Source organism: Paenibacillus sp. FSL R7-0340 (genome assembly GCF_038002205.1).
In the GTDB taxonomy this organism is placed as follows: domain Bacteria; phylum Bacillota; class Bacilli; order Paenibacillales; family Paenibacillaceae; genus Paenibacillus; species Paenibacillus polymyxa_B.
The window spans coordinates 3,050,391-3,065,960 of sequence record NZ_JBBOBY010000001.1; the positions used below are offsets into that span (position 1 = coordinate 3,050,391).

Here is a 15,570-nt window from a genome sequence, read left to right on the forward strand (position 1 = left end):
TTCCCAGGGCGTTTTATTTTTAAAAAATTTAAATTTTATACGACTATATGTGAAAAAAATCACAAACCAACGAATAAGCCGCTGTTATACTAAACCTGTAAACAACGATAGGAGTGATAATCATGACAGCGAATCAGGATCATATGTTAACCCAATACTACCTTCAATTTTGTTATACTTGCCAGGATGCCTATGGTTGCACGACTGAAGAGGACTGCAAGCAGTGTGCAGAGCGTTACGCTGAAGACGAAGATCATGAAGTTCTGAATGAAACACAACGTTATCTCCAGCTTGTACATGTGTAAATCGATGCATCATTCTGATATCGCCATATCTTGAGCCTCCCGGATTATTCCGTGGGGGCTCTTGGCGTTCTTGAGAGTTGCTATCAAATTTGGGCAGGAACATACATATACTGTTATAGAAAGCTTAGGTCAGGTCAGGATGCCCGGTAGTTTCCCTGTGGAATGCCTGGCGGAGAGGAGTGCGGTGCATGGGATTTGAGTCATTATGGATGTTCGATTGGCTGGGCACGGTACTGCCCGTATTTTTCGTTGTCGTGTTGGGAATTGTCGTGTTGTCTGCAGGCAGGGAAGTCATGGAATGGAGTCGGAATAAAAGACAGCCTGTATTGACGGTCGGTTCCCGAATTACAGCCAGAAGGACACATCTCCAACAGAGGCGGCAGGAGGAACAAGGGACTCGTACCTATACTTTCTATTACGTAACCTTCGAGGTGGAGAGTGGCGACCGGATGGAGTTCAAGGTATCTGGGGAAGAATATGGTCAATGCGCTGAAGGTGATGAGGGACGGCTTACTTTTCAGGGTACAAGGTATATCGGGTTTCAGCGTCTTAATCGCTATAGCTTGGAACAGGTTAAAATGTAGAATTCAGTCTAATGTTCTTGGATTCATTTACAGCCTTCTGCGAGAAATCAGGATAGGGGGCTGTAGATGTTTCTTGTACAGCACATTTTGGTACATATATACTAGAACAGAGTAGTTCAGAGGAGGAATGATTTGTGTCATTTGAGGGACAAGTTGTCATTGTAACAGGAGCGGCGCATGGCATCGGGAAAGAGGTCGCTTTTGCCTACGCTGCTCAGGGTGCCCATGTTGTATTTGCGGACCACAATGAGGAAGAGGGTGCCGCAGCCGCTGCAGCGGCCCGGAACGAAGGCTATCAGGCCATTTTTATTCCTTGTGATGTGCGGAAGGAAGAAGATATAGTGGCGCTAATCCGTGCCACGGAAGAAGAATACGGTACGATTCATACGCTAATTAACAACGCTGGCGTGTCCAAATGGAAATCTCCATATGAGTTAACGATAGCAGAATGGGATGACATTTTGAATACAAACGTACGCAGCTGTTTTATTGCCACTAGGGAAGCGGCTAAGGTAATGAAACGAAACGTAGAAGGTGGCTCTGTGGTCAATATGACCTCTACACGAGCTTTCATGTCAGAGCCGGATACAGAAGCCTACGCGGCATCCAAAGGAGCCATTGCGGCCCTTACACACGCGATGGCTATGTCGCTAGGAAAGGACGGGATTCAGGTCAATTGCATCAGTCCAGGGTGGATTGAAACCGGGGATTATGAGCAACTGCGTGCAGAAGACCATCAACAGCATCCGTCTGGGCGAGTAGGAACCCCTAAAGACATCGCACGGGCCTGTCTGTATTTGACACAACCTGGCAATGATTTTGTAACAGGCACGAATCTGGTAGTAGATGGTGGCATGACGCGCAAAATGATTTATGAGCCATAATAAAAGCCTAAATGAGTAGTCCCAGTCTTGGGGCTATTTTTTTGTTTTTCTGGACTGTCACCCATTGGGCATTTGTACCATACGATAGGGTATGTGATGGAGAAGCGAGGAGGGGACGCGGTGGCTGTAATCAAGACCAACTCAGAGGATGTAAGGACCCTCGCCCGACTGATGCGGGCTGAGGCCGAAGGCGAAGGAGAGCAAGGAATGCTCATGGTCGGTAATGTTGGGGTGAACCGGATTTTATCCAATTGCCTGGATTTCCAGGGCATACGTATGATGAATGACATGGTGTTTCAAAGCCCCGGCGGGTTTGAGGCTACTCAGAAGGGGTATTTTTATCAGAAAGCCCGTGATCGGGACATTCGACTTGCCCAGCGTGTAATCAATGGAGAGAAAATACGTCCGGCATCCAATTCATTATGGTTTTTCAGACCTGCCGGAGACTGCCCAGATACCTGGTATAGCCAGGTCAATACCGGACGTTTTAAAGCCCACTGCTTTTTTAGCCCGACTGTACAGGATTGTCCTAATGTATATTAGACAATTTACAGAATGGCTTTAAGAATTAAATTTAAACTATTTTAGGAGGAATTTACATGATTTCACAGCAAGCTTACCGTCCCGTATCTTATGCTTCCGGCAATGGGTATCCCGAATGGCCAAGAGGGATGACTCCAATCGGAACCATGCAGCCTATGACTGGCTTTCCACCTCAAGTAAGTAGTGGCAGCCCTATGACACCAACGGGTACCGTAGTGCAGGTTCAGACTCCGCAATACGAGCAATCATACATCGAAAATATTTTACGCTTGAACTTAGGAAAAACGGGAACCTTTTATATGACCTATGAAAATAACCGGGAATGGAATGCGAAAATATTCAAAGGCATTCTGGAAGCAGCAGGTCGGGACCACATTATTATTAGTGATCCGGCGACGGGCAAACGGACTATTCTACTAATGCTAAACCTGGACTATGCAACATTTGATGAGCCGTTGTTGTACCAATATCCCGGCGTCATCGGGAACCCGGGTGCATCCCCGGTTCGCTGATGCCTTCATATATATGAGTCTACATCCTCTGCCAGACGGCAGGGGATGTATTTTGTTTATAATCTTTCTCAAATATAGTAGCTTTCTTGATGGTAAGCGGCGAAAACGAGAGCTTTACGACCTAAATGATAGAGGAGCTGTTTTTTCTGACATTGCTTGTGGTTTGACTGTATAGAGTATAGTTATATAATTAAATATAAGCTGATGAATGATCTAATCATTTATGCGGAATATGGCTTTGGAAGCCGGAAGGAGTGAATGTGTTGGGAAGTTGACGCTGCTTATGATGTGTTATCGTTCTGTCTATGATGAAACTATCCGAAGGAGGTGCGCCTGTCTGCCGTAATGACGGCTGATGGGGAGCATATTGAGTGACCCTTTACCGAGTATGTTTAACTTATTTATTGTTTTTGCATTAGTACTATTGAATGGTTTTTTTGTATCTGCGGAATTTGCCATGGTGAAGGTCAGAGGCAGCCGTATTGAAACATTGGTGGAAGCGGGCAATAAAAAGGCCGTGTACGCCGCCAATATGTTACACAACTTGGACGCTTATTTGTCTGCCTGCCAGTTGGGTATTACACTAGCATCGTTGGGACTAGGATGGATCGGAGAGCCGGCCATCGCACATTTGATCGAACCTGTATTTACAGCCGCCGGATTAGGAGCGGTATATGTGCACGGTACTGCCGTGGTTATTGCATTTATTGTCATTACGATTCTGCATATTGTGTTGGGTGAATTGGCGCCCAAAACGATAGCTATTCGTAAATCTGAGACCATTACGCTGTATTCAGCCATGCTGATGACTTGGTTTTACAAGTTGATGTATCCATTCATATGGGCGTTGAATGGAATGGCGAACAGCCTGCTGCGTTTATTCCGTCTGGAGCCGGTATCCGAGAATGACGATTCCGCGCATACCGGAGATGAAATACGCATTCTGATGAAAGAAAGCAATAAGAGCGGACTAATTGATAATACGGAATTGGCGCTTGTTGATAATATATTTGATTTTACCGACACGACCGCCAGGGAAATCATGATTCCGCGAACTGAGATGATCTGCTTATACAGTAATGAGTCCACAGAAGAAAATCTCGCGATTGCGACGGAAAGCATGAGAACCCGTTATCCAATCTGCGCCGAAGATAAGGACCATATTATCGGCTTTATCCATATTAAGGACCTTCTACGGGCGAACACACTGGATACCCGTACGATGATTCGACCGATTCTTGCTGTCCCTGAATCTACGCAAATTAGTGATCTGCTCAAACGTATGCAGCGTAGCAAGACGCAAATCGCAATTTTGATTGATGAATATGGCGGTACATCGGGTATGGTAACACTGGAAGATATTATGGAAGAAATCGTTGGTGAAATTCAGGATGAGTTCGATCAGGAGCGTCCAAGTTGTGAGCAGATTAATGACGAGGAATTTTCCATTGACGGCATGTTATTAATTGATGAAGTGAACGATCGCTTTGGACTGGATCTTGATCATGAGGATTATGATACGGTAGGGGGCTGGCTGTACTCACATGTCGAGGTTATTCCCCCACAGCCTGGCCAGTCTGTAGTGTTTGAGGGATGTATGTTCACGGTAGAAGAAGTTGAAAACAAGCGGATTTCACGTATTCGGCTGATAAAACAGCCTATCATCGTGGAAGAAGCAGGAGTCTCATAACGGAATAAATCTAGAGAGCGACCTTGAACGATGTGGGGTCGCTTTTTATTTTGTCTTCTTTACAGAATGGACATGAATTGATATGATGTTCGTGTAATTGTCAACCTTATTATAATTCTTTAGGTTGACAATAAAAAAAGAACTTCTCTACGCTGAAAATCTTATCCATTTACCTGATCATTAAATTTTGGGAGGCAAGAAGTATGAATTTACTAAACAAGGTTATAGAATGGGACTCGTTGGCTGAAAAAGCAATACACGGCAGCCGTGTATTGCTGGAAGAAGGCATAGCGGTACTGGAAGCCGACGATGAAGAATTATTACCGATTATGCAAGCTTCATTTCGGGTGCGGCATCATTTCTATGAAAAAAAAGTAAAGCTCAACATGATCATCAATGCCAAAAGTGGCCTATGCCCGGAGGATTGCGGTTATTGCTCACAATCTATCGTATCCACGGCGCCTGTGAGCAAGTACAGTATGTTGGACAAGGAATCACTATTGGCTGGAGCTAGGGAAGCAGTAGCGCGGAGAGCAGGGACCTATTGCATCGTAGCTTCCGGCAAAGGTCCAACAGATCGAGAACTGGATCAGGTGATTGAGGCAGTACAAGAAATTAATCGCACGATGCCGCTCAAAATTTGCGCCTGCTTAGGGATTCTCAAGGGAGATCAGGCACGGCGGTTGGCAAAGGCTGGGGTACATCGATACAATCATAATTTAAATACAAGTAAGGCCAACTATCCCTCGATTACAACCACACATACATACGATCAACGCGTCGAAACTGTGAAAATGGCTCAATCTCACGGAATGTCTCCATGCTCTGGCGTTATTATCGGGATGGGGGAAACGAATGAGGAAATCGTTCAAATGGCTTATGCCTTACGGGAGTTAGATGCTGACTCTATTCCGGTTAACTTCTTGAATCCAGTCCCTGGAACCCCGTTGGAGGGAGCAAAGCGAATATCACCTATCCAAGCTTTGAAGGTGCTGGCACTGTTCCGCTTCATCTGTCCATCCAAAGAAATACGCGTTGCAGGTGGACGAGAGTTGAATTTACGCTCGTTACAACCGCTATGCCTGTATGCAGCGAATTCAATTTTTGTAGGAGATTATTTAACGACAGAAGGCCAAGAGGTCACATTTGATCATCAAATGATTGAAGATCTTGGTTTCGAAATTGAGATGTGTGCCCTTTCAGCCGTATAATAGAAATTGTACAAACTTGGAAGGGAGAGTTAAACGATGAGCGAAAAAGTATTTATTAGTCCAGGTAAATATGTGCAAGGGAAAAATGTGATTGATAAAGCTGGTGAGTATGTTAAGCCATTTGGTCATACTGCCTTGGTTATTGCGGACAAGCTGGTTTGGGAGATTGCAGCCGACCGCGTGGTAAAAAGTCTGGAACAGACTGATATTACGGCGGTTAAAATTGAGTTTCAAGGGGAAGCATCCAAAAATGAAGTCAACCGCATTGCGGATCAGGGACGAAGCGCCCAGGTCGACATTGTCATTGGTGTAGGTGGTGGTAAAACGCTGGATACTGCCAAAGCCGTTAATGAACTACTCGGTTCCTCGGTTGTGATTATTCCAACAACCGCTTCTACAGATGCCCCTACTAGTGCACTATCTGTTTTGTACACTGATGAGGGTGCATTTGATACGTATACCTTTTTCAGTAAAAATCCGAGCCTGATCCTGGTGGACACGAAAGTCATTTCTCAAGCGCCGCCCTTGTTTCTCTCCTCAGGTATTGCAGATGCCATGGCGACGTGGATTGAAGCCCGTGCGGTCATTGAAGCTCGCGCAACGACAATGGCTGGTGGTTTGCCAACCTTGGCGGCAGAAGCCATTGCGTCCAAGTGTGAGGAAGTTCTTTTCGATTACGGACTGCAGGCTTACGAATCCGTGAAACGCAAAGTCGTCACACCTGCGCTTGAAGCGGTAGTGGAAGCCAATACGTTGCTAAGCGGTTTGGGCTTTGAAAGCGGCGGTTTGGCAGGCGCACATGCGATTCACAATGGTTTTACCGTTCTGGAAGGAGACATTCATCACCTGACACATGGTCAGAAGGTAGCTTTTGGCACCTTAGTCCAGCTTGCCTTGGAAAAAAGACCTTTGTCCGAGGTGGAGCGGTATATTGACTTTTATCTAAAACTCGATCTGCCTGTCACGCTGGAAGACATTAAGCTCCAGGAAGCTTCCCGAGAGGATTTGTACCGGGTAGCTCAGGCTGCTACCAAAGAAGGCGAAACTGCTCACAATCTACCATTTGCTGTCACAGCGGATGATGTGCTTGATGCGATTTTAGCGGCTGACCAGTATTCACTTGCCTACAAGGCTAAAATTGGATATAGAAACTAACCCCATACGAAATAAAGTAGAATCAAAGGTCGCTGATCAGCGGCCTTTTTCCCATTATTTAACTTGCAGCTTATGTTATGATTTTTATGGTACATAATCAGGAAATGCCGGGAGTATATTTATGGCTCCCCTAAAATTTGAGAGGGGTTTAGCGATGGCAAAATGGAATGTAGAAGATCAAGGTACTCAATATAGTATTGAGTACAAGCGTAGCTTAACTGGCGGAAAAATTATTGTAAATGGAAGCGAGCAGAAGGTTAAAAGCCAGAACGCATTTTTGAACTTGATTGATTTTCCAATTAGATTGAAAGAAAAAGCTGTAAATGTTGTTGTCATTGGCAACAAAGCAGATTTAGCCGTGGACGGTGTGTATCTTGGGTCCAATCAACCTTATGTTCCTGTGAGTAAAGTTCCCGGCTGGAGTTGGGCTTTTGTCGTGGTCAGTTTGGTTATAGGATGGCTATTTGCTGGCATCTTTGGTCTGTGTTTGGGGATATTAGGCAGTATGTTTTATGTGAAATCATCTTTATCCATGCATCAAACCACCAATCGAAGAGTTGTAAATTGTCTTATTGTCTTTTTTATCATCAGCGTGATACAAATTGTTTTTGGAATTGCAGCGAATTCTTGGATTAACACGTTGTAAAATAGATCTAACATAGCCTATAGGATGAAGCAAGAAGGCTCTCACGCATGAAGCGGTGAGAGCCTTTTTTGCCGTGTTAGATCGCCCAATTTCCTTTACGGAAGATAGGTTCCTCAGTACCGTCCTCGGTAACGCCGTTGATGTCCATTTCACCTGAACCGATCATAAAGTCGACGTGTGTCAGGCTGGAATTCAGGCCGTTGGCAGCCAACTGCTCTTGAGTCATATCCTTGCCGCCTTTAAGGTTAAATGCATAGGCATTACCGATGGCCAAATGGTTAGAGGCATTTTCATCAAACAACGTATTATAAAATAAAATATTTTTATCAGAGATAGGTGACTTATGAGGTACGAGAGCAACCTCACCCAGATAGTGTGAACCTTCATCCATTTCTACGAGATGCTGAAGAGTTTCCAAACCGATCTCTGCCTGTACATCGACAATACGTCCATTTTCAAAAGTCAGTGAAAAGTTGTCGATGATATTTCCGCTGTAGCTAAGTGGCTTGGTGCTGCTGACCTTACCGTTCACTCCCGTTTTGAGCGGAGCTGTAAACACTTCCTCGGTAGGCATATTGGCTACAAAAGTATGTCCCTGTTGGTTGACGCTTTCGGCTGCTACCCACAGATGATCTTTTGCCAATTCGATGGTGAGGTCTGTGCCTGGAGCCAGATAATGCAGCTTTTTATAGCGTTTGGCATTTAAAATATCAGATTTGCTGGAAAGGGTTTTCAAATGCTCTTTCCACGCCTCCACGGGGTTATCCAGATCCACACGCACGGTGCTGAAAATGGCATCCCACAGTTTATCCATTTGCTCTGAAGCTGGCAGATCAGGGAATACTTTGGCAGCCCACTCTGCTGAAGGATAAGCAATCAGAGACCAACTGAATTTGTCGGCCATTTGAAATTCGCGGTATTGACGTAATTCATGTGACCGCACGCGCTGGGCAGCAGTAATTCGGCTGGACGGAATCCCTTTAAGCAAATCCGGATTTTCTGCAATGACATGCAGTACAGCTGCGCCATTTTCGACCTCTTCAGTCATTTCGGCTGCGTACCATTTGGGAGCAATATTAAAAGTTTCATCAGGAGCTAGTTCATACTGTAATCGAGTAATGGTCTCATCACTCCATTTTACTGTAACCAGCTTGGCTCCAGCAGTATACGCTGATTTGACGATAAGTCTCACGAGTTCGGCGGACAAGATTGGCGCATGAACGATGAGTGTCTGCCCAGGATGTACATTGGCGCCGACCCGAACGGCTAACTCGGCATATTTTTGCAATTTTTGTTGAAAATCTGACATGTAACTTTCCTCCATTTCACGAAAAGCCTTAAACAAGGCTTGGGTAACTTGCACAGTTTTTTTGCAAATTCCACACATAGCTTATATATTGTACAATGTAACGAAAAGGTTCACAAATCAGTTTTGGTACTATTTAGTGAAAATGAAAGGGCGGATAGATGAATGACAGAGCAAAATTCACCTCAGGAAGTGAAAGAAGTACATATTCAACAGGCACAAATGACAAGAGATGAGAATGGTGCTTATCTGGGCCAAGTGGTATTTGGAGTAGACGGACAGAGCTCTGTATATGAAATCACATTCCACAGTAAAAGGGGAAAGGAATGGGATTACAGTCTCCATTTTGCAGGAGAGCCACGGGTGGAGGAAGAGATGCTGCAAATGGATAGCTGGATTGAAGAGAACGATGATTTGTTCGATTATTTGCTAGATACGGCATGGAGCAAATTACCCGAGTAATGTAAACATGGTCTATTTTCGTGACAAGCGGATTATATTTAGCAGTGTCCGCATAATCTGCTGACATGGGGGAAGCCTAAAGGTCGATATTAACAGGAAATTCCATGTGAATAGGAGGGTGAAGCTTTGGCAAATCATCTGTTCACCGAAGGAATGACGGCAAATGAAGAGGCTGCTCCCGATCTCCTGAGCTTACGGACGCTGTTTGTAAATATGTGTTTTATTGGAGAGCCGGGAAGCCGCTCCTGGGTGCTGGTGGATACGGGGATGACAGGATTTACAGACTCGATTATACGCCTGGCAGAGGAACGGTTCGCTGGCCCTCCAATCGCTATTGTGCTTACACATGGTCATTTTGATCATGTAGGTTCGGTTATTGAGTTGGTACAGCATTGGGGTACACCTGTTTATGCACATCCTTTGGAATTACCTTATTTGACGGGAATGAAGGATTATCAAAAACCTGACCCTAGTGTAGGGGGAGGTTTAATGTCGGGCATTTCCTTCTTATACCCCAATGATGCTATAGATCTCGATGATCGCATCACATCCCTGCCCCAAGATGGCAGTGTCCCCGGTGCCCCTGGTTGGAAGTGGCTGCATACGCCAGGACATACACCTGGTCATGTATCGCTTTTTCATGAGCGAAGAAGGTTAATGGTGGCCGGTGACGCTTTTATTACGGTGAAACAGGAATCGGCACTGGCCGTTATTTTACAGGAAAAAGAAATACATGGACCTCCTGCGTATTTTACAACAGATTGGCAAGCTGCGCAGCGTTCGGTGGAAATGCTGGCCAAGTTAAAGCCTGAGATTGCAGTCACAGGACATGGTCATTACATGCGTGGTGCTGAGCTGACAGATCAGCTGGAGCAACTGGCGGGAGATTTTGAGCACATGGCTGTACCCAAACAGGGACGTTATGTGTAGTGATGTGTGAAGGACGATGCCTTGCGGGGCATCGTTTTTTGTGTGGACGTGGAATTTTTTTGCTCAGCATGGTATAGTCAAGCCAAAAGCTAAACGCTTTCATTAAACATCGTCATTTCATCAAGGAGGATTTTTTGATGACACAACAACATGCTGCAATTGGTGATCTTTATTATGGAATACCGGCGATTCGTCTTAAATTTGGACGATATGAAGCGGTTGCCCTGCCGGGAAACGGCGCAAATCTGATTTCTTTTCGTGACAATGAAACGGGATATTCTTTTCTGCGTGAGCCAGATGCTGAGAGCATAGAGGCTTTTAAGCAAAGCCCGTCCGTTTACGGAATTCCTTTCCTGTTCCCTCCGAATCGGTATGAGGATGGAAAATTCCTGTGGAATGGTGTTACATATGAGCTGCCGATAAATGAAGAGGCGACCCACAACCATCTGCACGGCTTTTTACACACTGTTCGGTGGGAGGTTGAGGACTACGGTTCCGGGGAGCAAGGTAGCTATGTGGTAATGAATCAGCATGTAAGGGAAGGACATCCCATGTTCCGTTATTTACCCTTCACCTTTACCATGAAGTTAACGTACAGCCTGGACGAATTTGGCCTGCATCAGCGTTATGTGATCCATAACGAGGGCGATCAACCGATCCCCAACTTATTTGCCTTTCACACAGCGATTCGCGTTCCGTTCGTACCCGATAGCTCGCCTGAGGATTACAAGATTAAGGTCACAATCGGTGAGCGTCGTGAGCTGACGGAACGGTTGTTGGCCACAGGTCAGTTCCAGCCTTTATCTCTGGAAGAGGAACTGCTGAAGACGACGGGAGTTAGTCCTTATTTTGCCTCTATGGATAATCATTACACGGCAGCTCCGCAAAATGGACGCAACTACATGGAACTGACACACAGTAAGACAGGGGCTACCCTCGTATACGATGTAGGTACAGCTTATAAGCATTGGATGATCTGGAATAACAAAGCGAACAAGGAATTCATCTGTCCTGAACCGCAAATGAACATGATCAATGCACCGAATCGTCCGGACCTACCAGCTGAGGAGATCGGATTGATTGCACTGGCTCCAGGCCATATTTTTGAGGCAACCAGCCGTTTGTATTGTATAACACCTAATAAATCGAAATCCTAGCATTTAATTTATCCTTATAAGCCTGTATCGTGTCCAACGGTGCAGGCTTTATTTGGGTATGTAAAGCACAGGTAAGGGCCAATGGGGAAGGAGGAAGAAAAAGGTTGCAGAATGCCAAGCAGTCATAGTATGATACGAAACAGGAGATGATCAGATGAATTTTCCTTTTCAAGCCGTCAAACGCAGGCAAATCGCCGATGAAGTAGCTGAACAGCTGCAACGAAAAATTGCTGCTGGTGAATGGAATGTGGGCACAAAGATTCCAACCGAGCCTGAGCTCATGAAGCTATTCGGAGTCGGGCGATCTACAGTACGTGAAGCAGTTAGCGTTCTGGTTCATGCCGGTCTATTAGAGAAAAAGCAAGGACACGGAACTTTTGTCTGCCAACCGACAACTTCTCAAGAGCCATTGGATTACCGTCTAAGCCGTGCTGAAATTATTGAGGTTTATGAAGTGCGGAGTGTGTTGGAACTAGAGATTGCCAGATTGGCTGCATTACGTCGTAATGACGAGGATTTACACTTAATGCGTGCGGCGCTGGACCGTCGTGCTGCAACTTTGGTCGCTGGAGATTTGTCTGGGTACTTAGATGCGGATATCACTTTTCACTTGGCTGTTGCCGGAGCTACACGCAATAAGGTGCTTACAGACGTATATGGCAGCTTTGTAGAGGCCATTCGCAAGGCGTTGAACAATCTCATTACCGATCCAGCGATGCAAAATCATTTTACTTTGCAGCATGAAAAAATATATGAAGCAATCCGGGATCAGGATGGCAAGGCTGCCGAGCTGTATAGCATTCAACATTTGGACGGCACCAAGCTAGAGCTGCAAAAGCATATGGGAAGTTCATAAATTTTTTTACTTTTAAACATCAGATGATCAGATGAATAATAAAACGAATTTTCAGCCTTCTACTCGAACATCTCCTAAAATCAATCCAAAGGTGGTATCTGTATGCGCAAAATATGGGTGTTGGACACAACGTTAAGAGATGGAGAACAATCACCAGGAGTTAGCTTAACCAGCACAGAAAAGGTGGAAATTGCTCTTCAGCTGCAAAAATTAGGCGTAGATCGGATTGAGACTGGCTTTCCAGCAACCTCGCCTGGTGAGATTATCAGCATGCAGGAGATTGCCAAACAGGTTACCCAAGCAACACTGGTTGGTTTTGCACGCTCGAAGGAACAGGATATTGATGCAGTCAGAGAGGCGCTACAAGGAGCTGAGGATGCCTGTCTTCATTTATTCCTGGCTACCTCGCCCATTCACCGCCAACATAAGCTGCGAATGGATAAAGCGAAAGTATTAGAGACCGCTGCAGCTGCCATTCGTTATGGACGCAAGTATTTCAGCAAGGTAGAATTTTCAGCAGAGGACGCCAGTCGTACCGAGCTGGACTTTATTTGTGAGGTCGTGGATATGGCGATTCGTGCTGGAGCGACAGTCGTCAATTTACCGGATACGGTGGGATATGCCTCGCCGGACCAGTTCGGTGAAATGTTTAGAATTGTAAAACAACAAGTGCCCGGTATCGAAAAAATACAACTTAGCACACATTGTCATGATGATCTTGGTATGGCAACAGCTAACACGCTGGCGGCTATCCGTAATGGTGTAGACCAATTTGAAGGTACCATCAATGGCATCGGTGAGCGAGCCGGAAATACACCTATCGAGGAAGTTGCACTGGCCCTTGACACTAGAACCGAGCTCTATGGTGCACAAACGAGTCTGGTTTTGGAGGAGCTGTATGCCACCAGTCGCCTGGTGAGCAAACGTACGGGGATGTCGGTACCGGGAAACAAGGCCATTGTTGGAGCCAATGCGTTTGCGCACGAGTCTGGTATACATCAGGACGGAATGCTTAAAGAGCGTACAACGTATGAGATCGTGTCCCCTGAGCGTATTGGTCTGAAGACAAGTAAACTTGTATTGGGCAAGCACTCGGGTAGACATGCATTTAAAGAAAAACTGGCGGACATGGGGTTTGAAGCTTTGACGGAGGAACAGCTGCAAGAGGCGTTCCGCAAATTCAAGGACTTGACGGATAAGAAAAAACAGGTGTTGGATGAAGATTTGCTCGTCCTGATGGATGAAAGCCGCAATGCCTCGCCTCAAATTTACACACTGGATTCCATTCAGGTGTCCTATGGCAATCAGTCGGTTCCAGTCGCATCCATTCGGTTGAGTAAACAAGATGGGACAGCAATTGATGAAGTAGCAATGGGTAACGGTTCTGTAGATGCGATTTTCCATGCTATAGACAAGGCCAGTGGTGAAGAGGTGGAGTTGGAGGATTACTCGATCCAATCTGTAACATATGGCAAAGATGCATTGGGGGAAGTACACGCCATTTTGAGGCAAGGTGAGTACACAGCACTGGGAAGAGGCACAAGTACTGATATTTTGGAAGCTAGCGCCAAAGCTTACATCGATGCGCTGAACAAGCTACTGGGCAGAAAAGAAGTCCATGGCAAAAGAAATATCATCATTAGCTGAACTTAGTGACCCAGGATAGTAGCGGAAATCTCCTTTTGCCTCCTCTGGCCTTATCGTAAAAAAGCGCTTGCAAAATAAATGATAACATTTGAAATTTAATGTATAATAGGCAAGAGAGATCACCATATTTTGTCTGAATTACATAGGCCAAGAGGAGGAAATGAGTTGAACTACCGCATCGAAAAGGATACGTTGGGCGAAATCAAAGTACCGGCAGACCGTCTGTGGGGAGCGCAAACACAGCGCAGCAAGGAAAATTTCCCGATTGGTTCGGAGAAAATGCCATTAGAGGTCATACAGGCGTTCGCGGTGCTTAAAAAGAGCGCGGCGATCAGTAACTATAAGCTGGGTAAGCTATCACAGGAGAAGCAGGATGCCATTATTTATGCAGCAGACGAAATTCTCGCAGGGCGAGTTGATGACCATTTCCCATTGGTTGTATGGCAGACAGGGAGCGGTACGCAGTCCAATATGAATGTGAATGAAGTGATTGCTCATCTGGGAAGCCAATGGTTACAAGAGCAGGGAAAAGATACGAAGCTGCATCCCAATGACGATGTGAACATGTCGCAAAGCTCAAACGATACGTTTCCTACAGCGCTTCATGTAGCGGGTGTCATTGCAGTGGAGGATCGTTTGTTGCCTGCCATCGATAAGCTGAAAGAGACTTTTCAACAGAAGTCAGAGCAATACAAGGATATTATAAAAATTGGACGAACCCATTTACAAGATGCGACACCGCTTACGCTGGGCCAGGAAATAAGCGGCTGGTATGCCATGCTGGACAAGAGCAAGCGAATTATCATCGACACGGTTCAATACATGAAGGAGCTGGCGATTGGCGGTACAGCGGTGGGGACAGGAATTAATGCTCATCCAGAGTTTGGCTCCCGAACCTCTGCGGAAATTTCCAGTTTCACTGGCAAAACGTTCACTTCCGCACCCAATAAATTTCATGCATTGACCAGCCACGATGAAGTGGTGGCCGTACATGGAGCAGTCAAAGCGCTCGCTGCCGATTTGATGAAAATCGCCAATGATGTTCGTTGGCTGGCAAGTGGTCCGCGTAGCGGTTTGGGGGAAATTACGATCCCTGCTAACGAGCCAGGTAGCTCTATCATGCCCGGTAAGGTGAATCCGACCCAGAGCGAAGCACTGACGATGGTCGTTACTCAAGTAATGGGTAATGATGCAGCTATCGGCTTTGCTGCGAGTCAGGGTAATTTTGAACTGAACGTGTTTAAGCCAGTAATCATCTACAATTTTTTGCAGTCTGTTCAACTGCTGGCCGATTCCATGATTGCTTTTAATGACAACTGTGCGATCGGCATTGAGCCTGATCTCGTTAAAATTGAGCACAATTTGAATAATTCGCTGATGCTGGTGACGGCATTGAATCCACATATCGGATATGAAAATGCCGCTAAAATCGCCAAACTTGCACATGCAGAAGGACTGTCTCTAAAAGAAGCGGCACTCCGCAGCGGACTGTTGACTGAAGAACAGTTCGATCAATATGTTGTACCTGCGCATATGATTCATCCTAAAGCCTAAAGCACGACGATTGTCTCTGCTTAAGCCTTATAAAAAATATACAAACCAGCTCATCGAGTGCGATTTAGCACAGACCATGAGCTGGATTTTTTGTTTTCTCATATATTTTTTTACTTAAGATTAGTATT

16 protein-coding genes are annotated in these 15,570 nt (G+C 45.6%); 15 read left to right on the forward strand and 1 reads right to left on the reverse strand.

Annotation, left to right across the window (positions count from 1 at the left end):
• Nucleotides 1-122: 122 nt before the first annotated feature.
• The 9 genes from MKX59_RS13790 to MKX59_RS13830 all read left to right on the forward strand — a co-directional run bounded on the left by MKX59_RS13790 (nucleotide 123) and on the right by MKX59_RS13830 (nucleotide 7,530).
• The gene (locus MKX59_RS13790) at nucleotides 123-305 is read left to right on the forward strand and encodes a hypothetical protein (RefSeq protein ID WP_264453717.1); all 183 of its coding nucleotides are present in this window, start codon (nucleotides 123-125) and stop codon (nucleotides 303-305) included.
• A 188-nt stretch (nucleotides 306-493) separates the two neighbouring features.
• Nucleotides 494-889 carry a DUF2500 domain-containing protein gene (locus MKX59_RS13795; protein ID WP_013371386.1) on the forward strand — a complete coding sequence of 132 codons (396 nt, stop codon included), beginning with the start codon at nucleotides 494-496 and terminating at the stop codon, nucleotides 887-889.
• A gap of 134 nt (nucleotides 890-1,023) precedes the next feature.
• On the forward strand, nucleotides 1,024-1,773 hold the full coding sequence (locus MKX59_RS13800) for an SDR family NAD(P)-dependent oxidoreductase (RefSeq protein ID WP_023988886.1): 750 nt from the start codon (nucleotides 1,024-1,026) through the stop codon (nucleotides 1,771-1,773).
• Nucleotides 1,774-1,893: 120 nt separating this feature from the next.
• Nucleotides 1,894-2,316, forward strand: coding sequence for a cell wall hydrolase (locus tag MKX59_RS13805; protein WP_023988885.1), 423 nt, complete (start codon nucleotides 1,894-1,896; stop codon nucleotides 2,314-2,316).
• 56 nt (nucleotides 2,317-2,372) lie between these two features.
• Entirely contained in the window at nucleotides 2,373-2,828 is a 456-nt protein-coding gene (gerQ, locus tag MKX59_RS13810; protein ID WP_023988884.1) for a spore coat protein GerQ, read from the forward strand.
• A 388-nt stretch (nucleotides 2,829-3,216) separates the two neighbouring features.
• On the forward strand, nucleotides 3,217-4,518 hold the full coding sequence (locus MKX59_RS13815) for a hemolysin family protein (RefSeq protein WP_179085934.1): 1,302 nt from the start codon (nucleotides 3,217-3,219) through the stop codon (nucleotides 4,516-4,518).
• Nucleotides 4,519-4,721: 203 nt separating this feature from the next.
• Nucleotides 4,722-5,729, forward strand: coding sequence for a biotin synthase BioB (gene bioB, locus MKX59_RS13820; RefSeq protein ID WP_023988882.1), 1,008 nt, complete (start codon nucleotides 4,722-4,724; stop codon nucleotides 5,727-5,729).
• Between the two features lie 36 nt (nucleotides 5,730-5,765).
• On the forward strand, nucleotides 5,766-6,884 hold the full coding sequence (locus tag MKX59_RS13825; RefSeq protein ID WP_023988881.1) for a glycerol dehydrogenase: 1,119 nt from the start codon (nucleotides 5,766-5,768) through the stop codon (nucleotides 6,882-6,884).
• A gap of 154 nt (nucleotides 6,885-7,038) precedes the next feature.
• Complete coding sequence (locus MKX59_RS13830; RefSeq protein ID WP_023988880.1) at nucleotides 7,039-7,530, forward strand: hypothetical protein; 492 nt, start codon at nucleotides 7,039-7,041, stop codon at nucleotides 7,528-7,530.
• A 76-nt stretch (nucleotides 7,531-7,606) separates the two neighbouring features.
• On the opposite strand, the gene MKX59_RS13835 is transcribed toward MKX59_RS13830, so the two are convergent.
• Nucleotides 7,607-8,839, reverse strand: a complete 1,233-nt coding sequence (locus MKX59_RS13835; RefSeq protein ID WP_023988879.1) for an aminopeptidase — start codon at nucleotides 8,837-8,839, stop codon at nucleotides 7,607-7,609.
• 162 nt (nucleotides 8,840-9,001) lie between these two features.
• Between MKX59_RS13835 and MKX59_RS13840 the strand changes: the two genes are divergently transcribed.
• The 6 genes from MKX59_RS13840 (at nucleotide 9,002) to fumC (ending at nucleotide 15,442) form a co-directional block, all read left to right on the forward strand.
• A complete protein-coding gene (locus tag MKX59_RS13840; protein ID WP_023988878.1) occupies nucleotides 9,002-9,298 on the forward strand; it encodes a hypothetical protein in 297 nt (98 codons plus the stop codon).
• 126 nt (nucleotides 9,299-9,424) lie between these two features.
• Entirely contained in the window at nucleotides 9,425-10,228 is an 804-nt protein-coding gene (locus tag MKX59_RS13845; RefSeq protein WP_023988877.1) for an MBL fold metallo-hydrolase, read from the forward strand.
• Between the two features lie 137 nt (nucleotides 10,229-10,365).
• Nucleotides 10,366-11,385, forward strand: a complete 1,020-nt coding sequence (locus tag MKX59_RS13850; RefSeq protein WP_028541645.1) for an aldose 1-epimerase — start codon at nucleotides 10,366-10,368, stop codon at nucleotides 11,383-11,385.
• 154 nt (nucleotides 11,386-11,539) lie between these two features.
• Nucleotides 11,540-12,241, forward strand: coding sequence for a FadR/GntR family transcriptional regulator (locus tag MKX59_RS13855; protein ID WP_071558680.1), 702 nt, complete (start codon nucleotides 11,540-11,542; stop codon nucleotides 12,239-12,241).
• Nucleotides 12,242-12,343: 102 nt separating this feature from the next.
• On the forward strand, nucleotides 12,344-13,888 hold the full coding sequence (locus MKX59_RS13860) for a 2-isopropylmalate synthase (RefSeq protein ID WP_071558681.1): 1,545 nt from the start codon (nucleotides 12,344-12,346) through the stop codon (nucleotides 13,886-13,888).
• Nucleotides 13,889-14,053: 165 nt separating this feature from the next.
• Entirely contained in the window at nucleotides 14,054-15,442 is a 1,389-nt protein-coding gene (gene fumC / locus MKX59_RS13865; protein WP_340858484.1) for a class II fumarate hydratase, read from the forward strand.
• Nucleotides 15,443-15,570 lie beyond the last annotated feature (128 nt).